Annotated in this window: 24 protein-coding genes; 8 read left to right on the forward strand and 16 right to left on the reverse strand. The window is 33.6% G+C overall.

Features of this window, described 5'->3' with window-relative positions; translation table 11 throughout:
* Positions 1-11: 11 nt before the first annotated feature.
* From clpX to CRN91_RS08500, 16 genes are all read right to left on the reverse strand, one after another.
* On the reverse strand, positions 12-1,277 hold the full coding sequence (gene clpX, locus CRN91_RS08425; RefSeq protein WP_114115984.1) for an ATP-dependent Clp protease ATP-binding subunit ClpX: 1,266 nt from the start codon (positions 1,275-1,277) through the stop codon (positions 12-14).
* Between the two features lie 14 nt (positions 1,278-1,291).
* The gene (gene clpP / locus CRN91_RS08430; protein WP_114115985.1) at positions 1,292-1,888 is read right to left on the reverse strand and encodes an ATP-dependent Clp endopeptidase proteolytic subunit ClpP; all 597 of its coding nucleotides are present in this window, start codon (positions 1,886-1,888) and stop codon (positions 1,292-1,294) included.
* Position 1,889: 1 nt separating this feature from the next.
* Positions 1,890-3,194, reverse strand: a complete 1,305-nt coding sequence (gene tig / locus CRN91_RS08435; protein WP_114115986.1) for a trigger factor — start codon at positions 3,192-3,194, stop codon at positions 1,890-1,892.
* 102 nt (positions 3,195-3,296) lie between these two features.
* Positions 3,297-4,406, reverse strand: a complete 1,110-nt coding sequence (locus CRN91_RS08440; RefSeq protein WP_114115987.1) for a mandelate racemase/muconate lactonizing enzyme family protein — start codon at positions 4,404-4,406, stop codon at positions 3,297-3,299.
* Positions 4,407-4,410: 4 nt separating this feature from the next.
* Entirely contained in the window at positions 4,411-6,033 is a 1,623-nt protein-coding gene (locus CRN91_RS08445) for a GMC family oxidoreductase (RefSeq protein ID WP_114115988.1), read from the reverse strand.
* Between the two features lie 76 nt (positions 6,034-6,109).
* A complete protein-coding gene (locus CRN91_RS08450; protein ID WP_254424938.1) occupies positions 6,110-7,189 on the reverse strand; it encodes an enolase C-terminal domain-like protein in 1,080 nt (359 codons plus the stop codon).
* Positions 7,190-7,226: 37 nt separating this feature from the next.
* A complete protein-coding gene (locus tag CRN91_RS08455) occupies positions 7,227-8,114 on the reverse strand; it encodes an NAD(P)-binding domain-containing protein (protein WP_114115990.1) in 888 nt (295 codons plus the stop codon).
* A gap of 16 nt (positions 8,115-8,130) precedes the next feature.
* Positions 8,131-9,555: an NAD-dependent succinate-semialdehyde dehydrogenase gene (locus CRN91_RS08460; protein WP_114115992.1), complete on the reverse strand. Its 1,425-nt coding sequence runs from the start codon at positions 9,553-9,555 to the stop codon at positions 8,131-8,133.
* 18 nt (positions 9,556-9,573) lie between these two features.
* Positions 9,574-10,521, reverse strand: a complete 948-nt coding sequence (locus tag CRN91_RS08465) for a tagatose 1,6-diphosphate aldolase (protein ID WP_114115993.1) — start codon at positions 10,519-10,521, stop codon at positions 9,574-9,576.
* Entirely contained in the window at positions 10,521-11,519 is a 999-nt protein-coding gene (locus CRN91_RS08470; protein ID WP_114115994.1) for a dihydroxyacetone kinase subunit DhaK, read from the reverse strand. The genes CRN91_RS08465 and CRN91_RS08470 overlap by 1 nt, the downstream gene beginning before the upstream one ends.
* Complete coding sequence (locus CRN91_RS08475) at positions 11,516-12,115, reverse strand: DAK2 domain-containing protein (RefSeq protein WP_114115995.1); 600 nt, start codon at positions 12,113-12,115, stop codon at positions 11,516-11,518. Before CRN91_RS08475 ends, CRN91_RS08470 begins: the two co-directional genes overlap by 4 nt.
* Entirely contained in the window at positions 12,108-12,953 is an 846-nt protein-coding gene (locus tag CRN91_RS08480) for a sugar phosphate isomerase/epimerase family protein (RefSeq protein WP_114115996.1), read from the reverse strand. Before CRN91_RS08480 ends, CRN91_RS08475 begins: the two co-directional genes overlap by 8 nt.
* A complete protein-coding gene (locus tag CRN91_RS08485; protein ID WP_114115997.1) occupies positions 12,950-14,059 on the reverse strand; it encodes a nucleoside hydrolase in 1,110 nt (369 codons plus the stop codon). Before CRN91_RS08485 ends, CRN91_RS08480 begins: the two co-directional genes overlap by 4 nt.
* Positions 14,059-14,772 carry a GntR family transcriptional regulator gene (locus CRN91_RS08490; protein ID WP_114115999.1) on the reverse strand — a complete coding sequence of 238 codons (714 nt, stop codon included), beginning with the start codon at positions 14,770-14,772 and terminating at the stop codon, positions 14,059-14,061. The genes CRN91_RS08485 and CRN91_RS08490 overlap by 1 nt, the downstream gene beginning before the upstream one ends.
* A complete protein-coding gene (locus tag CRN91_RS08495) occupies positions 14,762-15,781 on the reverse strand; it encodes an alpha-ketoacid dehydrogenase subunit beta (protein WP_114116000.1) in 1,020 nt (339 codons plus the stop codon). Before CRN91_RS08495 ends, CRN91_RS08490 begins: the two co-directional genes overlap by 11 nt.
* Positions 15,778-16,758, reverse strand: coding sequence for a thiamine pyrophosphate-dependent dehydrogenase E1 component subunit alpha (locus CRN91_RS08500; RefSeq protein WP_254424939.1), 981 nt, complete (start codon positions 16,756-16,758; stop codon positions 15,778-15,780). The genes CRN91_RS08495 and CRN91_RS08500 overlap by 4 nt, the downstream gene beginning before the upstream one ends.
* Before the next feature lie 184 nt (positions 16,759-16,942).
* On the opposite strand from CRN91_RS08500, the gene CRN91_RS08505 reads away from it, so the two are divergent.
* The 8 genes from CRN91_RS08505 (at position 16,943) to CRN91_RS08540 (ending at position 26,668) form a co-directional block, all read left to right on the forward strand.
* Positions 16,943-18,373 carry a hypothetical protein gene (locus CRN91_RS08505; RefSeq protein WP_114116002.1) on the forward strand — a complete coding sequence of 477 codons (1,431 nt, stop codon included), beginning with the start codon at positions 16,943-16,945 and terminating at the stop codon, positions 18,371-18,373.
* Between the two features lie 53 nt (positions 18,374-18,426).
* Complete coding sequence (locus CRN91_RS08510) at positions 18,427-19,677, forward strand: ABC transporter substrate-binding protein (RefSeq protein WP_114116003.1); 1,251 nt, start codon at positions 18,427-18,429, stop codon at positions 19,675-19,677.
* Between the two features lie 9 nt (positions 19,678-19,686).
* Complete coding sequence (locus CRN91_RS08515; RefSeq protein WP_114116004.1) at positions 19,687-20,562, forward strand: ABC transporter permease; 876 nt, start codon at positions 19,687-19,689, stop codon at positions 20,560-20,562.
* Between the two features lie 5 nt (positions 20,563-20,567).
* Positions 20,568-21,431: an ABC transporter permease gene (locus CRN91_RS08520; protein WP_114116006.1), complete on the forward strand. Its 864-nt coding sequence runs from the start codon at positions 20,568-20,570 to the stop codon at positions 21,429-21,431.
* A 27-nt stretch (positions 21,432-21,458) separates the two neighbouring features.
* Complete coding sequence (locus tag CRN91_RS08525) at positions 21,459-22,517, forward strand: ABC transporter ATP-binding protein (RefSeq protein ID WP_114116007.1); 1,059 nt, start codon at positions 21,459-21,461, stop codon at positions 22,515-22,517.
* On the forward strand, positions 22,510-24,453 hold the full coding sequence (locus CRN91_RS08530) for an alpha-L-arabinofuranosidase family protein (protein WP_114116008.1): 1,944 nt from the start codon (positions 22,510-22,512) through the stop codon (positions 24,451-24,453). Before CRN91_RS08525 ends, CRN91_RS08530 begins: the two co-directional genes overlap by 8 nt.
* Before the next feature lie 138 nt (positions 24,454-24,591).
* Positions 24,592-25,608 carry a glycine betaine ABC transporter substrate-binding protein gene (locus CRN91_RS08535; RefSeq protein ID WP_114116010.1) on the forward strand — a complete coding sequence of 339 codons (1,017 nt, stop codon included), beginning with the start codon at positions 24,592-24,594 and terminating at the stop codon, positions 25,606-25,608.
* Between the two features lie 157 nt (positions 25,609-25,765).
* The gene (locus CRN91_RS08540; RefSeq protein WP_114116093.1) at positions 25,766-26,668 is read left to right on the forward strand and encodes an ABC transporter permease; all 903 of its coding nucleotides are present in this window, start codon (positions 25,766-25,768) and stop codon (positions 26,666-26,668) included.
* Positions 26,669-26,671 lie beyond the last annotated feature (3 nt).

Consider the following 26,671-nt stretch of genomic DNA (forward strand, 5'->3'; position numbering starts at 1 on the left):
AGTTAAAATAATCAACTTGCTTTTCGAATATTGTTTATCTTTTTATCTGATACGTGAAGAACGATAGGCTGTTTTTCAGTTTCTACAACTGCTTTATCAATAATAACCTCTTTAACACTTGATGAGGATGGAATTTCATACATTGTATCTAGCAAAAGGTCCTCTAGGATAGCCCTTAAACCTCTTGCACCTGTTTTCCTTTTAATAGCTAGTTTGGCAATTGAAATAAGTGCATTTTTTCTAATTGTTAGTTTTACTCCTTCAATTGCAAAGAATTGTTGGAACTGTTTGACGACAGAATTTTTTGGTTTAGTAAGAATTTCAACCAAAGCATCTTCATCCAATTCATCTAAAGAAGTATGGACTGCTAAACGACCAACTAGCTCAGGAATTAATCCAAACTTAATCAGATCATCCGGCTCAAGAAACTTATAAAGTTCAGTCAATGTTTTTTCATCATTTTCATCTTTTACATTTGCAGAAAAACCAATTCCAGAAGCTTTTTCAACCCGCCTATCTATAACTTTTCCAAGGCCATCAAAAGCACCACCACATATAAATAAAATTTTAGAAGTATCAACATCAATTGTCTCTTGATTAGGATGTTTTCTTCCACCCTGAGGAGGAACTGAAGCAATTGTTCCTTCAATTAATTTGAGCATTGCTTGCTGCACGCCCTCTCCAGAAACATCTCTAGTTATTGAAGGTGAATCAGAACGACGAGAAATTTTATCGATCTCATCAATAAAGATAATTCCTTGCTCTGCCCTTTCAGGATCAAAATCACATTTTGCTAAAAGACTTTTGATGACATTTTCTACATCATCACCAACATATCCAGCTTCAGTAAGCGTCGTTGCATCAGCAACTGCAAATGGAACATCTAAAAATCTAGCTAAAGTTTGAGCAAGAAGAGTTTTTCCACTTCCAGTTGGTCCAATTAGTAAAATATTTGACTTATCTAACTCGACCTTATTAGAGACATAATTTGACTTTAATCGCTTGTAATGATTATAAACTGCAACAGAAAGAACTTTTTTTGCATGAGACTGTCCAATAACATACTCATTTAAAAAATTAAATAATTGCTTTGGTGTGTAATTCCAATCTTGATGCTGTTCTTTTTTATCTTTAGCTGATTGCTCCTGAATTAAGCTATAGCATGACTCTATGCATTCATCACAGATATAAACGCCAGGCCCGGCTATAAGGCGACCAACCTCATCTTTATTTTTTGAGCAAAAAGAACAACTAAGATCTTCAGTATTTTGAGCCATAGGTCAATTGAATATTATCGTTTATTTATTACCTTATCAATGAGTCCATATTTAGCAGATTCACTCGCTGACATGAAATTATCTCTATCAGTATCCTTTTGAATATTTTTCAAGCTTTGTCCAGTATGATTCTTTAGGATTGTATTCAAGTTGTCTCTAACTTTTAGGATCTCTTGAGCATGAATATCGATATCACTTGCTTGGCCTGAAAAACCACCTAAAGGCTGGTGAATCATGCATCGAGCATGCGGAAGTGCAAAACGCTTACCCTTTGCTCCAGCAGTTAATAAAAGGGCACCCATACTTGCTGCTTGTCCGATACATAGTGTTGAAATATCTGGCTTAATAAATTGCATTGTGTCATAAATTGCAAGGCCTGCTGTAACAGAACCACCAGGGGAATTAATATATAAATGAATATCTTTATCAGGATTCTCAGACTCTAAAAAAAGAAGCTGAGCAACTACTACATTTGCGGTGTAATCTTCTACTGGTCCTACCATAAAGATAACTCGCTCTTTAAGAAGTCTTGAATAGATATCATAAGCTCTCTCACCTCTTCCAGAGCTCTCAATCACCATAGGAATTTGATTTAAGTTTTGAATTGTCATATTAATTTTGTGGATTCATAATTTCTAAAAATGTCTTTTCAGTGGATTTTACTTTTGCCTGACCTGCAACATGTATAGCTACAAGATCTTCCACAACCATAGACTCAATATTTGCCATTCTAGATGGATCAGTGTTATACCAATCGATCATTTGCTGTGCACTTTCACCATACTGGAGGGACATTTCGTTAAGTTTAGCATCAACTTGCTCTTTTTCTGGCTTTATTTCGCTATCAGTTGCTATTTTATTTATAAGCAATCCAAGCTTAACTCTTCTCGAGGCCTCCTCTTGAAACATCTCTGTAGGAAGCTTACTTTTAGAATTAGTTGGCATACCTTGTTGCTCCATTCTAGACTCCATATCTTGTTGGAGCTTTAATGCCTCTTCATTTACAGTTGCCTCAGGCACATCAAAATCATTTGCAGCTAACAATGCGGAAAAAGCAGTTTCTTTATTTTGCTGAACTAAACGAGAGCTTAATTCCATTTGCATCTGATTACTCATACGAGATTTCATTGAATTAAAATCTTTTTCACCATATTTTTTTGCAAACTCATCATCGCGTTTAACTTCAATTGGCTCTCCAACCTCATTTACCTTGACTTTAAATATCGCCTCTCTTCCAGCTAGGTTCTCAACATGATAGTCCTCTGGAAAAGTTGCATTAATTTCTACTTTCTTATCTGAAGAGACATCGATGAGACCTTTTTCAAAGCCTTCAATCATTGTACCTCTTCCTAAAATAATTTCAAAGCCCTCAGCAGCTCCTCCTTCAAATGATTCACCATCTAACAATCCTTCAAAATCAATAAGGAGACGATCTCCATCCTTAGATTTTCTCTTAACACTCTTGTATTCTGCAGATCTATCTTGTAAATCTTGCAAAGCACGCTCTTCATCTTGCTCAGTTACTTTTGCATTTACCTGGTCCATACTTAAGCTGGATAATGATCCAACTTTAATTTCAGGATAGACTTCAAATTCAATAGTATAAATAAAGCTATCTGCATTATCTGTATCTATATTTGTTAAAGATGGTTGGGCAGCTGGAGTAATATCAGCACCAGTTAGCGCCTCAACTAGGGTTTCACTAACTATCTCATTTATAGCATCTGACCTTGCACTTGCTCCAAAACGCTTTCTCAGAATTGAAGAAGGAACCTTACCTTTTCTAAAGCCATCGACTTTAGCTTGTTTGGAAAGATTTTCAATAATCTTATCTGTTTTTTGGTTAAAAGTGTCTATTGGTAATTCCACTTTAAGGGATCTTTTTAAGCCCTCAAGTGAGGTTAATATGGTCTTCATCTAGTAAATCCGTAACTTATTAAAAAAAAAGAAATTATACAGGATTTTATATTGTAATTAAAAAGGCAGTTTGCTTTGAATTGATGAAGAGAATTAGAATATCTAAAAACGAGATCCCGAATAACTCACTTTATACTTAGACTGAGTTAGCCACTCTGGATTAATCTCAATGCCCCAGCCTGGTTTTTTTCCTATTTGAAGATGGCCATCAATAATCTTAAAGCCTGGAGAAAATAAATTATCTTGCCATGGATAGTAGTCAAGCCCCTCTATTGAGTATTCTAAATATTTTCCAGCATTCTCAATAGAGCCCATAATATGAGCAGAAAAAAGTGTAACTAAGGATAAATTTGCAGAATGTAAAGTAACTGGTAAATTTGCCTCATTTGCCATCTTTGCTACTTTTAGAGTTCTGGTAACACCCCCCATATAACAAACATCTGGCTGAACAATATCTACCACCTTAGTATCTATCATATGCCTCCAAATTCTCATATCATTATCTTGCTCACCTCCACTAACATCTATCTCTAATGCATCTTTAACCTCTCTTGTCCAGTCTGGCTTCCAATAAGGACAAGGTTCTTCAAAATGACTTACACCGAAGTCTTGTAACATATATCCAACTTCAATAGCCTTAGATGGTGTGAATGCGCTATTAGCATCTACTAACAAAGAAACCTGATCACCTAAAACCTTACGAACCTCTTTAATAATTGCCTCAGTTCGCCCAGGCCATTGGTCAACATCATGTCCACACTCCTTACCGATTCTGAATTTAAATGCAAAATAACCATGCTGTTCCTTCAGTGAAAGTAGCCTTTCAGCTTCTGCTTCAGGAGATATCTCTCTCTGCATACTTGAGGCATAAACAGGAATAGAATTGGATTCACCTCCTAGCAACTGACAAACACTTTTATTTTTACGCTTAGCCTTAATATCCCATAAAGCCGTATCAAGACCACAAAGGGCTCTATATAAATATGTACCTGGAAACTTATGTTCTCTTTCTAGAACCTCTCTATTTAAGTCTTCAATATCTAGTCCATTTAGTCCTAAAATATGAGGAGCAACCTGTCGATGAACAACCTGGGCAGTAATATCAGAATTATAGGTGGAGGTTTGACCCCAGCCTTCATCTCCCTCGTCAGTCCTGATACGAACCAATCCAATATACTCATTAGTGAAAGTCTCTATACTTATTATCTTCATCTTTTCAAATATTTACCTTATCTTGTAAAATTAAGTCCGAAGCCTTTTCACCAACCATAATTGTTGCTGCGTTAATATTACCACATACGAGCTGAGGGAATATCGAAGCATCAGCGACCCTTAGACACTCAATACCGTGAACTTTAAGACTACTATCAACAACATTATTTTTTGTATTAGGTCCCATCTTACAGGTACTAGAAGGATGAAAAACAGTCCAAACTGTGTCCTTGATATGTTTAATCATTTGCTCATCAGTTTGGCATTGTGGGCCAGGACGAAACTCCTCTCCAATAACCTCTCTAAAACTATTGGTTTTGGCTAATTTTCTCAAAACCTTTACACCCTCTAATAAATTCTTGAGGTCTTCTTTATTAGAAAGATAGTTTGGTTCAATAACTGGATGTTCTAATGGGTTGTTACTTTTAATTTGAACTCGTCCACGTGAATGAGAACTGCAATTTGAAATTCCAAATAACATCGCTGAAAAAGGATCTGGGCTCATCATTGCTCTTTTATCTGGAGATTCTAATGAATAACTTACGGGGGAAAAATATAATTGAATATTTGGCTTTTCCAGACCTTCACGGGTTTTAATAAATCCACCTGATTGATTAACACTTAAACTTAGTGGTCCAGCTCTAGTAAAAATATACCTAAGACCCTGATAAATCTTTCCTAGAAATGGCCTTAATTCATCATTTAGAGTTGGTACCTTACTTTTATAAAAATAACTAACTCCAAGGTGATCTTGCAGATTTTCTCCAACGGCAGGACTATCATGAATTACAGGGACTTTAGCTTTATCTAAAAGTGCTTTTGGACCAACTCCAGAGAGCTGTAGGAGTTGAGGAGAATTGATTGAACCTGCACTTAATATCACTTCACAACTAGCTATTTTTTGATACAACTTACCTGACTTCAAATACTCAACACCATAAGCTTTTTTATTTCTTATTAATATCCTTGTAGCCAAAGCGTTTTTAATAATTGTTAGATTTTTTCGACCCTTTATTGGCCACAAGTAGGCCCTTGAGGAAGACATGCGCTGACCCCCATGAGTAGTTATTTGATAGTTTCCAACTCCTTCTTGATATTCACCATTCATATCACTATTTTGATTAATACCAATTTCTTCTGCTGCAGAAAGAAAATTCTTGCATAAAGGGTGCAACTGATCTGATACTTCTGAGACATTTAATGGGCCATCACCACCTCTAAAATTATCAGCACCATTCTGCCAAGATTCCATTTTCTTAAAATAAGGTAAAACATCATTATATGACCAGCCTGGATTACCCATATTAGCCCACTGGTCAAAATCTTTGTGATTGCCTCTGACATAAACCATTGCATTAATTGAGCTCGATCCACCCATCACTTTTCCTCTAGGCCAATAACTTGGTTTATTATCAGCATCAGGACTTGGTTCTGTCATATACATCCAGTTGACAGCTTTTTGGTGATATGTCACACCATATCCAATTGGCATTTGAATGAAGAAACGACGATCTGAACCACCAGCTTCTATAAGGAGAACTTTATTAGATAGGTCCTGACTCAATCTATTAGCGAGAACACATCCAGCTGAGCCAGCTCCTACAATTATATAATCGTAATCAGACATATTTCTATTATGAATAATTCATCAATCAAAATGATGGAGTTTATACTTTAAAAAAGATAAAAATAAAAACTTTACTTCAAGCATTTGATAAAACTAGATACTTATTAACTGTATCAAAATTAAGTGGGCCTCCAATTCCATAGTCATTATTAATGTGTATTTTTCCATTCTCAATGTTTAGTTCATTCTTCAATACACTTGTTCTGAGTGGATTTATATTAATATCAGTCTCTAAATAAGCAGAAGGGTTAATGGCAGCCATAATGTGGGCAGATGTTAATAATCCAACACTACCACCTAAAAAATGAAGCCATATCTTATTATTCTGAATTTTTTTTGATAAATTATTAATTAAAGAAATTCCACCATATTTAGTAAGATCAGGTTGAATATATTTAGATTTATTATTCTGACTAAGAGAAATAAATTCATCAAAGCTAGTAATGTTCTCACCAAATGCTAAATCACAACTAGTTGACTTAATAATATTTTTAATTTCAGCTTGGCTAGATAGTGCAGAAATAGGCTCTTCAATCCAAGAAAAATTATAATCCTCCAATATTTTTAAATACTTTGCAGCTTCTTGAAAATTCCATCCTTGGTTTACGTCAAGCATCATCATTTCATCATTAGTAAAATAATTATCTAAAGACTCTAATAAATCAATATCTAGTGAGTGATTAAAGCCTATTTTTACTTTAAATGCTTTTATTCCCATTGATTTTGCAACTGCTATTTGCTCATGAGATTGACTTGGATTTATCCCGCTGGCATAAACAGAAATATCATTCTTTGAATCAGGATTTAATAATTTATTAAGGGGTAATTTTTGATTCTTAGCAAACAGATCCCAGATGGCGCAATCAAGTCCTGAATTAATATTATAGAATGAGCCCATATCGCCAGACTGCACAAAAAGAGTTTTAAATTTTTCAGTAATTCTTTCTATGAAATTGTCTGGATTGGAAAACTCACAACCCACAATATTAGAATGATAAACATTGTTAAGGAGATTGAATCTATAGGTAGCACCATCACTCGGAAAATTACACCAAATTTCACCATACCCAATATTGTGATGATAGTCCTCTAGTTCAATTATTATGCATGGTCTTGACTTCATAACTCCAAATGAAGTTAAGACAGGATCTACCAATGGAAACTCTAGATAATAAGACCTTAAGGACTTAATCTTAATCAAGGTTATTACTTTTCTTTACAAAATTAAACATAGCAGTCCAATCTAAATCTTTGTACTCAGTATCCATTGCCTCTTCATAGACATTCACAACACTTTTCCCTGAAGTTAGATCGATCCCTTCAGATTCTCCATGCTCAATAGCTAAACGCAAGTCCTTCAAAGCCAGGACATTTTTAAAGCCAGGGCCTATATCATCAATCAAAACCTTTTTAGGATAACTGAAATTCATATGTCCTTTTCCAGCAGCCGTAGTTGACATTAAATCAATAGCTAGCTTTTGATCTATCCCTGATTTATGGACCAGAGAGAGTGTCTCAGCTGTCACAATGTTTGAAACAATAGCCATATAATTATTAATTATCTTCATTTTGCTACCTGAGCCTATAGGTCCACAATAAACAACATCACTTCCCATACATTTTAAAATCTCTTCAATCTTAGAGAAGTCTTTTAAGGAGCCTCCTACCATAATAAGTAAAGTACCATCAATTGCATTGTTTACAAGACGAGCTACTGGTGCATCAAACATTTGAATGTTTTTTTCAAGCATCTTTTTGCTAACTTCAATAGTATCAGCTGGTAATATTGTGCTCATATCAATGTAGATTAAATCGGTATTTTCTTGATTAATAATGCCACTCTCTCCAAGCGCAACATCTTTTACATTCTCTCCAATTGGGAGCATAGATATAACAAAATCTTTACCATTACATAAGTCTGCAATATTTTTATTTTGTTTAGCACCAACTTCAGTTAAAGTTTGAATAGTCTTTTCATTTGCAAAAGGATCATAAAAAGAGAGCAAATGCCCATTTTTTACTAAATTTAAAGCCATGGGAAGGCCCATTGTTCCCACCCCTATAAAACCTATATTTTTCATAATTCCTCTCTGTTAATTAAACGATATTAATATTCTTTTTATGGATAAAGGAATAGATTGCATCGATTCCGCCCTCATAACCAATCCCACTCTCTTTAATTCCCCCATAAGGAATTTCAGGATGCATTGGAGAAGCAGTATTGATGGAAACACCTCCAGCAATAATCTCTTTAGCCATCTTTTCCTGCAAAACTTCACTAGTTGTATAAACATATGACGCAAGTCCATAATTTAAAGAATTAGCCTTCTCAATAACATCGTCATAATCATTGAATTTAAATAATGCAAGAATAGGACCAAAAATTTCTTGAGTCATAATCTTTGAGCCTTCATGAATATTTTCAATAAGAGTTGGCTCCCAAAAATACCCTTTATCTTGATGTCTAGTCCCACCATAAATTATATTTGAACCATTTTTAACAGCATCATCTATGAAATCTTTCATCGCATCAACTCTCCTTGAGTTCGATAAAGGCCCCATTGATATGCCATCATTTAATCCATTACCTAAAGTAATATTCTTTATTCTCTTTAAAAATCCATCTTTCACCTGTTCATATATATTTTCATGAACATAAAAGCGACTAGGTGCAATACAAACTTGTCCAGAATTTCGAAATTTAAATCCAGTTAAAGTATCTAACGTTGTTTCAATATCAGCATCTTCAGCAATAATTGCTGGAGAATGTCCTCCCAATTCAAGAGTACATCTTTTTAGTGATTCTGCTGATTTCTTTGCTAAAAGTTTTCCGACAGGAACTGATCCAGTAAAACTTACTTTTTTAACTTCATCTCTACTGAGTAGATAATCTGAAATTTCATGAGGAACACCAAATACCAAGTTAATTACATCCTTTGGAAGACCTGCCTCCTGAAATATTTTAATAACCTCAATAGCTGTTCCTGGGGTTTCCTCTGAAGGTTTTATAATTACCGAACACCCAGCTGCAAGAGCTGGAGCAATTTTTCGAATAACTAAAGCAATTGGAAAATTCCAGGCCGTAAGACACAAACAAACTCCAAGAGGCTGAGGCTTAATTAAAGTTTTGAGTCCATTATCTCGATCTGCCACAACCTCATCTTTAATTAATTTTGCATTTTCTCCATTAAATTTTAAAATTGCAATGGATTGATTGATTTCACCAGCAGACTCAGCAAGAGGTTTACCTTGCTCTAGTGTCATAACCTCAGATATAGATGAAATCCTTTCAGACAAAATATCTGCAGCTTTTAAAATAACTCTGCTTCTGACTTCAGGATCTGTATTTCTCCACTCATCAAAGCCCTTTTCTGAGGATTTAACGGCATCATTTAAGTCACCTTCAGTTGCATGAGGCAGCCACCCCAAAACACTTTCATCAAAAGGATTTAAGACATCCTCACCCTTTTTTGCCTCATATATCCACTTTCCACCAATAAATAATCCAAGTTTTGTATACATATTTCTCCAATAAAAATATCAATTATCAATTATTACATTTTTTAATTTTTGAACTCGTTGTTTTCCTTCTAAATTTATCCAATCCATAAAACTATCTTGGCCAGATTTACAGAAAATATCAATCGAATCTTGCCATATTGACCTTCCACACAAAAAACCTAAAAAATCTATTTTTGAACTCTTAGCAATCTCCAAACTATGTAAAAAATTATTAAATTTCATCCCTGCACTCAGAAAAACAAATGGTATTTTGCTATTCCCAAAGCATTCTCTCATTATTTCAGAGCAATTTTCATAGCTATAAATTGATGAAATGCCATCGTTTTCAAATCCATTTACTTGAGCCTCATTAAAAGGGAATTCAATCTTAATAATATCGATTTGATATTCCTCTTTAGAAAATTCCTTATAAAGGTATTTAATATAGACTGGTTTTTTTAATAAATAACTTTGATAATCGATTTCAGTCCCTTCATCATAGTAGAGAAGTGGTTCAAATAAATAAGGTATATCTAGACTTTTACAGATTTGGCCAACGTGCTGAATTACCTTAAATTTTTTATTATTAATGATTGGATCAGAGTCTGGATTAAAGTACATAAAAAATTTAATAGCAGAAAAATCTTTTATGATTTCATCGTTATGATCCAATATTTTTGGCAGCAAGGTAATGCGTGATTTATTATCTATATTGTATGCATCATCTTCGTATGCAATTATTTTAGAAGTCTCAAAACTTCTAAAGCAAGGGTCACTCAAGTATGTATCATAATCAAATAAAACAGATGAAGCATCGATTCCAAGATTCAAAATTATTTGCTTCTTAAAAAGAAAATAGTCTGCAGTTGTAAACGACGCACCTTTACTCTCTTTAACAATATCTTTTAAGCTAGTTCCTTGATCAATTGCTAGTGCAGCAAATTTTCCATTCTGCAAAAGTTGATTGAAATGATCTCGCTTACTCATTACAGATGAAAATATGGTGCCGAACTTGGTGAGGCCCAGAGATTCCTCATTTGTTCATTTGAGTTTAGTAAAGATATTGAAAACCCAGCACTTTCTTGTGTTGTTATATATTCATTTACTAGAGGCTTAAAGCATTTAATTTTATATTGGGCAAGATACTCCTCAACGTCATTATAAATCACTAATAGTTCCATCAAAGTGGTTGCACCAGATCCATTAATAAATGGAATCACAATATCTCCATCTTTGTAATGAAAATCATCAAATATTTTATCCATCATAAACTTAATAGTTTTTTTCGATGAAGAGATTTTTTGTCGCCCATATCCAGACTCTCCATGAACGCCCATACCAATAAAAACTTCATCGTCATCTAAGTGAAATATTTTTTCTCCAGATATTGGTGAAGTACCAGAATCAATTGCAATTGATAGTGTTCTAGTTTGATCTCTTACATTTCTACCTAAACTTAATAGAGTATCTTTTTCTTCTCCCTCCTCTGAGAGAGCACCCAAAATTTTATAAATAAAAGTAGTTCCAGCTCCACCTCTCCTCTGATCTTCACTCCCTTTGGGGGCAGAAGCAATATCGTCATACATCAATAATAAATCAGCATTAATATTATCTTCTTTGGCCAATTCAATAGCCATCTCACCGTTCATGACGTCACCTGCATGGTTAGATATTAAAAGAATACAACCAAAATTTTTCTTAAAGATTTCTATACCTTCAAAAATTAAATCTCCAGATGGGGCAGCAAAAATATCTCCAATAATATTTGCATCTAAAAGCCCTTCACCAACCCAGCCCATAGCAATTGGCTCATGGCCTGAGCCATTACCAATCAAAATGGCAGTTTTATCAACACTCTTTGGATGGCTCCTTAAAATAATTCTTTTACTATTTTGAGAAAATTTAACTCTATCACTATTAGCCTTTGTATAGCCACTTAGCATGTCATCAACTATCTTATCTTTATTATTTATAATTTTTTTCATAGTACCGAATCGAAAAACTCTCGAAGAATAATTTCAGTTGATCTAGCGCCTGGATCAATACAACCAAGCCCTCGATTTTCTAAAAATTTAGCTCTACCAACTTGCGCTTTCATATCTTTTGTTTTCGATAATGAAAGTGAAAGGATTTCATTGATTTCATCTTTCTGAATTTTTGAATCAGAATTTTGCTTTAAGAACTCTAAAACTGGAACATAAATATCAAGAATACTTTTATCTCCCGCCTTAACTTTTCCTCTTTTCATAATCTTATCTATCGATTTCGAAAAAATATCAATCATCGATTGATTTAAATTGGATTCACTAATTTTTCCAGATTCATCAAAAAATATAGACATTAAAATTCCAGATGCACCTCCCATTTCAATACGCATTCGCTTTGAAACGATAGCCATTGAATCATCAATTGCAGAATCCATATTATTTAAATATAAATCTTTTGCAATTTTTAAGCCTTTTAAAATTGTAGATCCATGATCGCCATCACCAACTATTTGATCTAATTTATTTAGTTCAATATGCTCAATTTGAATCTTATTATATGAATTAACGATCCAATTTTTATAAGCGTTATGCATCCAAATACTCACTTAAAAAATTAAATGATCTTGAAATTGCTTCGTAAGGATCATCTTCTATATTTCTCCAAGTGAATAAATCTTTACTCGTATCGACATTTGCTTGAATAAACATTTCTAAGGAGACAAATCCTTCATAGTTAATTTTTTTTAAGGTATTAAAAATTTTTGGCCAGTTTAAGGAACCAGACCCAGGAACACCTCGATCATTTTCTGCAACTTGAAAATGAAATATTCTATCCCCAGCTTTTTCAATTGATTGGCACATATTTTTCTCTTCAATATTCATATGATATGCATCTAAAAGAAGGCCTACATTGGGGTGATCAATTAGCTCACATAGCCTTATTCCTTCATCAACTGTATTAATAAAATCTGACTCATATCTATTGAGTGGCTCTATCCCCAATTTGATATTTTTTTCACTTAACAAGCTTGTAATTTTTTTAATAGAATGGGATGAATTTTTAAATTTATCTTCCTTATTTTTACCCATACTATTACTGATACCCCAGGCAGCATGTACAACCCCAGTAAGCAACTTAGCCTGCATAATTGAAGTCATATCAATTGCCCGTTTAAGCGCTTCAACTCCATTTTGTTGAGTGACCGGATCACTGCTACTAATATCCTCTTCATTTGAAAGACCAGTCGTGCAGGTGATAGAAATATTTAAATCATTAGCTAGTTTTGCAATTTCTTTTGCACCTGAAGGAGTCTGCCCTAAAAGAGAAACCTCTACAGATTTATATCCAGCTTTTTTACATAAGTAGATATAAGGCTTGACATCTTCATGCCAGTTTTTTACAAAAGTTGCTGAATGTACCCCTAAAATCATTTTAATTTATCTATTTTTATAAAAAAATCATGGAATATTGCATCCCTATTAACCCCATATGCCTCTCTCATTGGGTAAGATTCAGTATCTCTTCTCCAGTAAAGCTCATTATTTAAGACAGGAGACGATACAACATGTGATGGAACCCATGAAGGATCAATCATCCAAGCAATATTGATAACATCCCAAATAACCCAAGTTCTCCATGTCTGATCGGTCACCCCTCTTTGCTTATGCAGAGGGTTATTTGTATATAGCTCATAAAGATAATTACCAATATCTCCTCTACCTTTGACAAATTCTTTCATGTCAGGAAGAGATAAAGTTAATTGTGCTCCAACGTGATATCCTGGAAGATACACATGTGCAACACCACACTCAAAAAGTAATTGTGAAGATAATACATCCTGAACTAAATTTAAAGAATTAGTATTATTATTGATGCTGTGAGTCGGAAATCCAGATGTCCAAACTACCACTAAATTATTAATAATTTTTGGCTCTATCAATAGGGCAGAGGCTATATTTGTCAGACAACCAATCGCACAAACATAAATTTTTTCGTTAGGATATAAGAGACATGAATCAACAATAAACTTACTAGATTCAGTAATTAAAGGCTCATCAAAACTACTTAAGTATTGATATGAACCCCTAAATACTTTTCCTTCATAAGGCATGTTTAATTTATCGAATATTTTTATTATTTCTTGATAGCTTTTTTCCACTCCTTCTTCAGGGCTATCAAAATATATATCATTGGGATGCTTGTTGGTATCAATTAGCCCATTCACCCAGTCCCTATAATTATTAACTAAGTTGATTTTGTCTTTAGAAATATTCTCATTTTCATTTATTATATTGTAGGCCTCTAAAAGCTCTTCCTGATGATGTTGAAAAGAGTAGGGCTCAGCTGTGACTCCCAATAAATCAATTTTATCTTCAGATAACAAGGCCCATGCCAAGGCAAACTGATCATCAATTTCGTTAGCAGTATCAGTATCAATTATTAGTTTATTTTTACCAATAGGATTAGATAGATTAAGTAATAACTGCTCATTAGAAAGTTTTGGAAATTTATTTAATACCTCTATAGGGACTGTCATTACTCCAACTCCTGGTCTAGTTTAATTGTATTAAATGTAATATTTTTATCAACCAAAATTAATTCATTAGTATGATTAAATAAAAGACACTCATGAGCCAAACATGGTATTCCAGAGTCTTTATTTAAAACCAATGAGTCGTCTGAAGACAAGGTTTCTGCACAAATAAATTGTGAGTTTTTCTTAAAATCAATATCAAATTTCTCATTTAAGATAAATATAATTGACTGATTTGAGCCATCTTCTGAGAAATAATTTTTACTCAAACCAAAAGCATGTTTATATGACACGAAGGCGTTACTAATCAAATATGGCTTATCATTAACTTTTCTCAGTCGCTTTACAAAATATAATTTTTCCCCTTGATTGAAGTGATTAGTATGATTATCATTAGTTATTTTTTGAAAATCTAAGATAATGGATGAAGGGATATCTCCATTCTGAATAATTTTTTGTGTTAATGATTCAAAACAATTTTCTGCTTGAGGCATTGAACTGGTGACCACTGTTCCTTTGCCTCTTTTTCTGACAATTAATCCATCATCAGAAAGCAACCTTAGAGCCGATCTTACAGTTATCCTGCTAACATTAAAGTAATCTACTAAATCATTTTCTGAAGGGATTGTCCCTCCCAAAGGCCACTTTTCAGAAGAAATAAAGCCTCGAATCTGAGTGTAGACATCTTGATATTTAGTCGTTGCACTATTTGCCATAATAAAGCTTCTTAATTGCTTGAGTTATTTTTTCTGTGGATGGTATATAAAAATCTTCCATAGTAGGACTAAAGGGAACAGGAGTATGTGGAGCAGTTATTTTAATGACTGCAGCCTTTAAATCATCAAAACATTTTTCTGAAATTAATGAAGTAATTTCAGATGCTAAAGAACATTTAGGATTTGATTCATCAACAACAATTACTTTTCCTGTTTTTCTAACTGATTCGAAAATCAACTCTTCATCAAGTGGTGAATAGGTTCTTGGATCAATAATTTCACAGTCTATATCTTCTTTAGCCATTTGCTCTGCAGCTTCCTCAGCAAAGAGATTCATTCTTTGTATTGCTATAATAGTGACATCCTTTCCTGGTCGCCTTATTCTTCCTTTACCTAAGGGAATTGGCTCCATATCTTCAGGAACATGGCATTTTTTCATATACAATCTTTTATGCTCCATAAAAATTACTGGGTCATCATCCTGTATTGCAGATAATAATAAACCCTTAGCATCATAAGCGTCATATGGAGCTACAACTTTAAGTCCAGGTATGTGGGTATAAATACTATAAAGTGTTTGCGAGTGCTCACTTCCTGCCCTAAAACCTGCCCCTACAACTGTTCTAACAACCATTGGAACATGCATCTTGCCACCAAACATATATCTCATTTTGGCAGCTTGATTCATCAACTGGTCAAAACAAACTCCTAAAAAATCAACATACATTAATTCAACAATAGGTCTTAGTCCAGTCATAGCAGCTCCAACTGCTGCACCAAAAAAACCAGCCTCTGTAATAGTTGTATCCCTTACACGCTCAGGACCAAACTTAGTCAATAAACCTTGGGTAACACCAAAGGGTCCACCCCAGCTATCTTGAGTGCCAGGATACTCTTCTCTTCCCTTACCACCAGCAATATCTTCTCCCATCAAAATTACATTTTTATCATTTTGAAATGATTCCATAAGGGCTTCATTGATAGCATCTTTTACAGTTAATTCCCTCATATCAGTAGCTCTCTAGGATAGTTGACATATACTTCTTCTAAAGCATCTTCTGGCTTTGGCCAAGGCTGAGTTTCAGCAAAATCAAATGCTTCATTTACCTCTTTTAATGCATCAGCCTGGATTCTTTTAACTTCATCAAATGAAAGATTATATTGAGCGGCCATTTCAATTGATTTTTTAATTGGATCATTTTTTTTAGCCTCCTCAATCTCTTCTAGTGGCTGATATAACTGAGTATCTCCCTCATATTGACCTGAAAACCTATAGTTTTTAAATTCTAGAAAAATTGGAGTATTTTTAGCTTTCGATTCAATAATTGCATCTCTTGTTATTTGGTGCACTTCAAAAACATTATTACCATCGCCTTGATATGAAATCATATCATAGGCTCTCGCAATATCTTTAAGCTCCTTAGTGTTTATATGCCAATCTGTTGCAGTAGCTTCTGCATAACCGTTATTTTCACAAACAAATAGCATTGGAACATCCCAAAGTTTAGCCAATCCTGCAGCCTCATGAAAGGCTCCATTATGTATTGCGCCGTCACCAAAAAAAGTAGCGGACATCTTATCACCACCATTAATTTTTTCCTGAAGTGCTGCCCCTAACACAACTGGCGGGCCTGCAGCAACTATTCCAAAAGAACCAAGCATTCCTTTATCAAAATCATTGATATGCATACTTCCACCTCTACCTTTACAGATACCAGTACTTCTTCCATAAATTTCTGAAGTTATCTCTTTTAATTCACAATTTTTTGCAATTGAGTGGCCATGATTTCGATATGTACTTGAAATCCAGTCATCATCGCCTAAGGCAGCCATAACTCCTACACAAATAGCTTCTGATCCAATACATGTATGTAAATATCCAGGGACTGATTTTTCCTTAGCAATCTTTTTAATTCTCTCTTCAAATGACCGAATTGTAAAAAGTTTTTTATAAATCCAATGTAGCTTATCTGCATTAATATCCATAATATAAGTTGTTATAACAATTCCTATATAAAAAATAATTATTATCTATGATAACCTAAAAACATTGTTATATAGCTTATTTTTTTAGTTCAAAATTAAAATAGTTAAAAAAGTATTTATTATAACTTTAGTATGTGATATGATACCAATTTGGTTCTTAATTAAACTCGGATAAATTAAGTAAATGACGATAAAGCTAAACCTTGGATACGTTGCTACGGCTATTGCCCCATACTATTCAAATGAATATAAAGTTAGAGAGAAATCAGAAATTGCTCTAAAAAAAATACTCGATAATTTTGATGTAAATTTTATTCCATTCCATAAAACAATCTTTTCAACTAAAGATTCAGAAGAGGCAGAAAAATTTTTTAAGAATAAGATTGATTTCTTACTCCTTCAAACAAGTTCATGCAGTGCAGGTGAGCAATTGTATCCACTATGCAACATTACAGACAAAATAGGTGTGTGGGCAGTCCCAGATATTGAAACAGAAGGTGATGTTAAATTACACTCTTTAGTTTCTACAAGTCATTATTTAGCAATGATAAAAAAAGTTTTATTTAATAAAGATATTACAACGAAATGGTTTTACAATTATGCAGATACTGATGAGTTTATAAATAAGTTTTCTGTAACAATTAGATCTTTAGTTGCCTTAAAGAAAATGAAACATACCAAAATAGGCCTTGTAGGAGGTATATCTCCTGGCTTTGATAATATGAAGGTTGACCAATCAATTATTAAGAAAAATATTGGAATATCAGTTGAAGAGTCAACAATCAAAGAACTAGTCAAGATTGCTGATAGTTTTGATCAAAAAATTATTGATAGTGAGGTTATAAAAATTAAAAGTGCAGCCTCTAGTATTTCAGTATCTAATAACGATTCATTTAATAAGGTAACACGTATTTACTTTGCTTTAAAAAAAATGAAAGAAGATAATAACTGGGATTCTTTAGCAGTTCAATGCTGGTCCCAAATGCAAGAATTATATGGAGTGGCTCCATGCATGGCTTATGGCTGGTTGGGTAGTGAAGATGGGATTGCAGTATCATGCGAAGGAGACGTGCAAGGGTCTATGAGTATGCTTCTTCTAAACTACATCTCAAGTGCTGAAAAATCATCTACATTATTAGACTTAGCAACATTTGATAAAGAAGCAGATGCTGTGCAAATGTGGCATTGTGGTGTATCGCCAAGACATTTTTCAAACGAAGATGGTATTAAGTGGGTTGATCATACAACTCTTGGTAGAAAAACTGATAAAAAATATGGTGTTGCAGGCGATCAAGTGTTTGCTCCTCAAGAAACCACAACTACATACATAAGCAACAATGCTGAAAGAATATTAGTATTGAATTCAAGTATTTTTGAACATACGAACAAAGGCTTTGATGGAACCAGGGGATGGTTTAAAAATATCCATTTAAATCGAAAAAAAATAACCTCTGAAAATTTAGTAAACACCTTAAATATGGTTGGTCATGAACATCATTATGCAGTTGGCCAAGGTGATTATAGTAAAGAATTAATAGAATTTGCGGCTTGGAATAAATTAAAGCTAATAAAAGAAATTCCCTTGGTAGATTACTTATCACCAATGGATGACTAATCAAATAAATTGTTTATTTGATAATTTGATAACTAAAAAATGGGAGATTTAAGATGAATAATAAAATTAAAATAATATCCATTGCCATAGTTAGTTTATTTTTTTCAAAATTAGTTTCAGCTGAAGTTGCTCCAGGATTTAATTCTTGGGATGATGTTAAAGCTGCTGCTAATGGTGGACAAGTAAACGTATATATGTGGGGTGGTTCCGACGCAATTAATGGTTTTGTGGATGACTTCTACGGAGTACCATTAAAAAATGATTACAACATTACTTTGAACAGAATGCCTTTAGCAGGAACTGTTGATGCTGTTAATCAGGTGTTAAGTGAAAAAGAAGCAGGTGTCACAGGAGATAATGGAAACATTGACTTAATTTGGATCAATGGTGAAAACTTCTGGACCTTAAAACAAGCAGACCTTCTTTATGGTCCTTTTGCTGCTGGATTACCAAATAGTAAATTTGTTGCATGGGATAACCCTGCAGTTAACTTAGACTTTGGAAGACCAGTAGATGGTATGGAAAGTCCATGGTCTAGTGCACAATTTCATTTCATGTATGACTCAGCTAGAAATAACTATGATGATATGCCAAGAAATTATGGATTTCTAACTAAATGGATTTCTGATAACCCAGGTAGATTTACATATATCAGACCAGGAAAAGGTGGATTTGTTGGAACTAGATTTGTTAAGCAAATTTTCTTTGAACTTAGTGGCGGTCATGATCAATGGGTTGGACCATACAATGAAGAACTTTATAACAAGTGGGCTCCACATGTATGGGCTCTGTTAAATTCTTGGGAAGATGATCTTCATAGGGGTGGTGAAACTTATCCAACTAATAATGCTGAAATGCATGCATTATTTGCTAATGGTGAAGTTGATATGAGTTTTACTCAATCGCCAAGAGGTGCAGGACCAACAAACTCTGCTGGAACAACTCCACCTACTTCTAGAGCTTTTGCTTTTTATGACAACATGATTGGAGATTTCAATTATTGGGCGATCCCATATAATGCTCCTAATAAAGCAGCAGCACTAGTTTATGCTGACCTAGTTCTAAGACCTACTTTGCAAGCTGCTCAAGTTCAACCTGCAAATGGTTTTTGTTGTGGTTGGGGAATCAGCACTGCAAGAGTAACTAGCTCTGAAGGTGTTGCGGCAATTCAAGATGCTCAAAATAATCTTGGTGATGCTGCAGAAGATCAAGGAATATTAGCGCGAGCTCTTGTTTCAGATATTGCTGCAGAATATCAAGATAAGATTGAAGCAGATTGGCAAGCAAATGTTCTCCTGAAATAGGAGATATGAATGGGCGGAGATAGATTAAAAATTGTACTTTCTCTTACTCCGCCCCTTTTAATAATTGGTACATTATTTTTTGGGGGGATACTTTATGGATTTCTTCAAAGCCTTGGCTATCAGCCAGCAATTCAAAAATATGACATAAGTTTTGATGCATACTATAACGTCATGTTCTCTGAGAGATATGCGAAATTATTTTGGACAGGCCTAGGTCTAAACTTATGGGTTAGTTTTGTCAGCACTTTTTTAGCAGCTGCATTCGCTTTATTTGGTGCTTTAACTATCAGAAAAACTTTTTTTGCAAAAAAAATATGTAATTTTATCTTTTCCTTAAATTTACCCATGCCACACTTAGTAGTTGCAGTAGGGATGATTTTTGTTTTCTCTCAAAGTGGATTATTAGCTAGATTTTTTACTCAGATAGGATTTATTGCATCACCAAGTGAATTTCCAATCTTGGTTAAAGATAAATATGGCCTAGGAATTATCTTAGCCTACATTTGGAAAGAAGCTGCATTCTTTTTTATTATTTTAATGTCAGTTCTTCAATCTCTTGGAGAAAATTTTGAAGAATTAGCACAGAGCTTGGGTGCTAACAAATGGCAAAGATTTAGATACGTAATTCTTCCACTGGTAATGCCAAATTTATTTTCTGCATCAATAATTGTTTTTGCATTCAGCTTTGGAGCATATGAAGTTCCAGCAATCCTTGGTGTTAACTATCCACAAATGCTTCCAGTTATGGCATTTGAGTTTTTCCTAAACCCTGATCTCAATGCAAGAAGTGAAGGAATGGCGCTTAGTATGATTATTGCGCTAATAGTTATGATTTTAGTTGTTATATATTTCCGTCTTACGCAAAGCAAAATTAGAAAAGATTAGTTTTTATGGAAAATAATTTAAAGAAAACAAATATTTATGCAGTTTATTTAGGGGCGTTCATTCTAATTCTTCCCTTAATTGCTTTTTTTATAAATGCATTTTCATTTAGATGGTTTTATCCCCAACTTATTCCTAAGGAGATTAGTTTACAAGCTTGGGTAAGACTTAAATTAATTCCAAAAGAAGGCTTCAGATCACTTGATGGGTTCCTAGATTTATGGCTATCCAATCCTACAATTATTAAAGCACTAGTTAATAGCGTAACAATTGGTGTCATTGTTACTATTGTCTCAATAATTATTGCATTACCCGCAGCCAGAGTCTTAGGGTTACTGAATTTTAGATTTAAAAAGATTATTATTTTCATCATGGTTTCTCCTACCATATTACCTCCAATAGCATTTGTTCTTGGATTAAACATTAACTTTATTTCATGGGGATTTTCAGGCAGTTTCTGGGGTGTTTGTTTAGTGCATTTAGTTCCAATAATGCCTTATGTAGTTCTAACAATGACAGGAATTTTTGCTAACTATAACCCTGACTTTGAACATCAAGCTAGAACATTAGGTGCTAATAAATTCAGAACCTTCTATTTGATTACACTTCCAGCAATTGCGCCAGGAATGGTGGTGGCTGCTTTATTTGCCTTCTTGGTTTCTTGGAGTCAATATTTATTAACTTTCTTAATTGGAGCAGGAAAGATTATGACACTTCCACTTCTTGTATTCTCAACAGCCTCATCTGGAAATCCAGCATTAACGGCAGCAATATCAATCGTATTTATTTTTCCAGCGATAGTAATTTTATTCTTTACCTCTAAATTCGTCTCAGGAGATTCTTCTGCAACGTCTGGATTTGGAAAACTTTAATTAACAATATAAAAGGCTAGTTAAAAAATGAGTGATTTAAAAATTTCAAATTTATACAAAAGCTTTCCTGGAATGGACAGACCTGCAGTTAACAATGTTAGCTTAGATATTAAAACAGGGGGATTAATTGCCTTTTTAGGGCCATCTGGCTGTGGGAAAACAACAATTTTAAAAATGATTACAGGGTTATTTCAACCTGATAGCGGTGATATTTCCTTAGATAACGAATCCTTATTACCAATTGCAACAGAAAAAAGAGGGGTGGTAATGGTCTTTCAAAACTATTTATTATTTCCGTATATGAATGTTAGTGAAAATGTTGGCTTTGCTCTTAAAATGAAAGGTATTGATAAAGATGAAATCAATAAAAAAGTAAAGGATATGCTTGAATTAGTTAAACTCCCTGACATTGGAGACAGAAAACCTAAGCAATTATCAGGTGGTCAACAACAAAGAGTTGCGTTAGCAAGAGCTTTAATCTCAAAACCAAACCTTTTATTACTAGATGAGCCATTAAGTAATCTGGATGCTCATTTAAGAGATGAAATGAGAGAGCTCATTGTCACAATTCAACAGAAGCTGAATGTAACAACTGTTTTTGTAACGCATGATCAAGAGGAAGCAGTTTTATTAGCAGATAAAATAGCTTTAATCTTTGATGGAGAACTGCAAAGCTACGCATCACCAATTGAATACTATGAGTCGCCAATTAATGAAAGAGCTGCAAAGTTTTTTGGTGGTGTTAACTTTTTAAAATCTTCAATTAATAAGTCAAATTTTGAAACAGAGATAGGTCCAATTATTTACAACCAAAAAAATAAAAAAGGTTTATCAAAAAATCATTTACTTACAATTAGGCCTGAAAATATTGAAATATCAAAAACCAACATATTTAAAGAAAATAATTTTTCAGGAATTGTTACTTCGATTGTTTTTTCAGGAACAAATACAAGATATAAAATTCAGATTAAAGATACTATCCTAGAATGTTCAGTTCAATCAGTAGGAAAAAAAGAAATATCTAAAAATGATAAAGTTTTTATTCATTTGCCTCAGGAAAAAATATGGGCAATGAACAATGAGTAAGCAAAAAAATAAGATTCAATTTCATACTGAAAATAGCATAGGGGAGCTTTCTCCTCATATGTTTGGTGCAAATCTTGAGCATATTGGTGAAGCAATATATAAAAATGGTGTTTGGGCTGAAGTCATTGAAAATAGAAAATTTTGTGGTGCAGATAAATTTATTTGGGAGACAGGAGTCAAAGATGATCATTTAGATTTTGGAATTATAAGACCCTGGAAAGGCTTTAATCCTTCAGCAAAGCATGTAATGTATGCTCATTCAAACTCTGAATATATCGTTAAAGGTGATGAACAAATAAATAGATTTGGAAGTGGCAAACAATCTCAACAAATCACTATAAGAGAAAATAGTGAAATAAATCGAGGCATCAAACAGTCTATAAACATAAATTTTGTTGATCAAGAACATAGATTTAGCATAATGTTAAAAGGAACAGGGCAAAAAGTCTATATCCAAATTGGAGAATTAAACTTTGTTATAAAAAGTCGAACTAAATGGTTTGAATTTAAAAAAAATATAAAGTTTACTGATAATAAAACTACAAAAAACCTGTCAATTTCAATTAATAGTGATGAAGTATTTATTGCAAATTGCTCCTTAATGCCAAAAAGTACTATCTATGGCTTTAGAAAAGATATAACTAAATTAATAAAAGAATGGGTTCCTAGTTATTTAAGATGGCCTGGAGGAAATTATTTATCTGGTTACAATTGGATTCATGGAATTGGTGATAAAAACTATCGACTACCCTTTTATGATTTTGCATGGTATGAATGGGAAAATAATGATGTTGGAACTGATGAGTTCATGCAATGGTGTGAGTATATTGGAAGTGAACCAATGATAACAATAAATACTGGTAATGGAACTCCTGCAGAGGGAGCAGCATGGATTGAATATTTAACAGGATCTGTCAAAACAAAATATGGCAAACTTAGAAAAAAAAATGGAAGGAGTCAGCCATACAATCTTAAAACAATTTTTATAGGTAATGAAATGTTTGGGGGATGGCAAATTGGGCATACTGATGCTAAAACTTACGCCTTAAAATATGATAAGTTTGTCAAAGCAATTAAAAAAGTTAATCCAAATTTAAGATATATTGCGGTTGGAGCTTGCATGGATCACTTTGGACATTGGAATGAAATTGTGTTGAAAAATATTAAAGAACGAATTGATGAACTAAGTATTCATTATTATTCAATTAGAACTGAAAAAGATAAGATTCACCCACATTACACCTCAAGATATATTCCCACTGTTGCAGCATCTACTGAAGTTGAATCGATGCTTGATAAGACCATAGCAGAGATAAAAAATAATACAAAAAAACCTATTACTATAGCGTTTGATGAATGGAATACATATGTAGAAGCTGAACATCCTAATTATATTGAAAATTATAATATTGCAGATGCTTTATATGCAGGCTCATTACTTAATGCTTGTATCAATAGGGGCGATATGATTACTAATACAGGGATATATCATCTAATAAACGTAATGGGTAATTATAGGATTGATGGTCAAAAAATTTGGAAAACTCCAACGACGTTAATTTTAGAATTATTCACTAAATATCATAAAGGGAAAATTCTAAAAACTTCTGTAAATAGCCCTACTTTTGAGTCTCCTAAAATTGGCAAACAACCCATTTATAAGAAAAATAAATTAATAGATGCTTCAGCTACTTATCATAAGAATCAGATATGTCTATCAGTAGTAAATAAATCAGAAAAAGAAAGTCTAATAATTTCTATACCTACACATAAAAAAGTAAGTAGCAATTATTTAGTTAATGGAAACTCACCAACAGATATAAATGATAAAAAAAATCTTGAAAAAGTTTCTATTAAAAAAAATAAATTAGAATGTGGCAAAGATTATATTAAGGTTCCTCCTCACTCATTCAGCTTATTTTTAATAAAAGTATAGCTTTCATTTCAAAGTAATTTCTCCAAAAAAGTATTTAGTTAAATTTAATATAATTCAACTTGCACTGAAATTTTATATATACTAAAAATCAATCCTTATATTTAATAAGGATTTTGTTATAAAACCTAAGGAGAAAAAATGAAACTAATAAATAAACTATTAGCTATCTCAGCTATTACAGTTGCTCTAATGCCAGGAGTTGTTGCTGCTGACTGTGGTAAGGCAAGATTAGCTGATTTTGACTGGAGTAGTGCTAATATTCATACTGCTATTGCTGGCTTTATCTTGGAGCATGGCTATGGATGTGATGTTAGTATAACAAAAGGAAGTACAACACCTATTATGGCTGCACACTATGATGGACAGCTTGATGTAGTTACTGAGCTTTGGTATGACAACATAAAAGATACTTATGATAGTCATGAAGCTGCAGGAACAGTAAGAAACCTAGGAATTAATACTCCTGACTCTCAGCAAGCATTCTATGTTGATAGAGCAACTGCTGATAAGTACAATCTTACAAATGTTCTAGATATGAATAGTCCAGAAATTGCTGCCTTATTCAGTGATCCTGAAAACCCATCAATGGGAAGAATGACTAGTTGTATCGGTGGCTGGACTTGCTACACAATTAACCTTGTTAAACAAAAAGCTTATGGATTAGATAAGTACTACACTAACTTTGATCCAGGTTCAGGTGGTGCACTTGATGCAGCAATCGCAGGTGCGTTTGCCAAAAAGCAGCCAATCTTTACTTATTATTGGGCGCCAACTGGTTTAATGGGCAAAGTTGATTTAGTTAGATTAGCTGAACCACCATTTAACGCCGAGTGCTGGGCATCAATGCAAGTTGTTGTTGAAGACATCAAAGCCAATGGTACAGATGCTTGGCAGCCAACTTGTGGAGTTGAGTACAGAGACATGTCACTAGACAAGTCAGTTCTTGCTGAATGGGCTGATTCACACCCAGCTGAGACTGCATTCATTGAAGCATATAGCATACCAACTGCGCAAGTTAATAGACTTCTTGCATTCTATGAAGATGAGTCAGATGGTGATATGGAGCTAACTGCAATGGAGTACTTAGCTAATGACGATACATGGAAATCTTGGGTACCGGCAGATGTTGCTGCTAAAGTATCTGGAGCTCTCTAAGTTATTTAAATAATAAAAAAGAGCTCACTTGTGGGCTCTTTTTTTCATATAAATCATTATGACAAGAAAACTTCTTACATATTTAACCTTCCCAATAATCTTTGTATGGCTTTTAGTTGTAAGTTATAACTCATCAAAAAGAAAGCCTGATAGTGTTATGGAGCTTTTTACTGATTTAAGTTGGCTTTATGATTGGCCTAAATGGTTAGACATTCCACTAATGAAATGGATTAATGATGGTTTTAAGGTCTTTAATGAAAAATATGGCGTTTACTTTGAAGTAATCAATGATTTTCTTCTTGGAGCAATCCTTTCTCTAAAGAAATTTTTAATTGTTCTCCCATGGCCAGTAGTTATTGCACTCGTTGTTGCAATTGTTTTCTTCTCAAGTGGTAGAAAAGTAGGTACTACTATCTTTGTTGGATTTTGTACATTTTTTATTGGCTTCCTGCATCCAAAATTTTGGGATAAAGCCATAGAAACAACTTCTATCATGATTATTGGAATTATTATTTGTATTATTATTGGTATTCCATTGGGCATTGCAATGTCTCGAAATAATAAAGTTCGAAACGCCATACTACCAGTTCTTGATTTAATGCAAACAATCCCAAGTTTCTGTTACCTGATTCCAGGGATTATGCTTTTTGGATTAGGCGCAGTTCCAGCAATTATTGCAACCGTTATTTATGCTGTTCCACCTTTGGTTAGATTAACTGATCTTGGAATCACTCTAGTTGATACAGAAGTTATAGAGGCTGCTGAAGCATTTGGAGCAAGCAAAAAACAAAAATTACTTGGAGTGCAGTTACCTCTTGCTCTGCCTAACATTATGCAAGGAATCAACCAGTGCACAATGATGGCATTGGCCATGGTTGTTATTGCCTCAATGATAGGAACTAGAGGGCTTGGTGATGAAGTCCTTCTTGGACTTCAACAGCTAAACGTTGGAAAGGCTACTGAAGCTGGTCTTGCAATTGTACTATTAGCAATTGTGTTAGATAGAATTACACAGGCTTATGGTAAAAAAATACAAGATAGAAACAAACCACCTGAATAAAAT

It is taken from the genome of Candidatus Thioglobus sp. NP1 (genome assembly GCF_003326015.1).
Taxonomy (GTDB): Bacteria; Pseudomonadota; Gammaproteobacteria; order PS1; family Pseudothioglobaceae; genus Pseudothioglobus; species Pseudothioglobus singularis_A.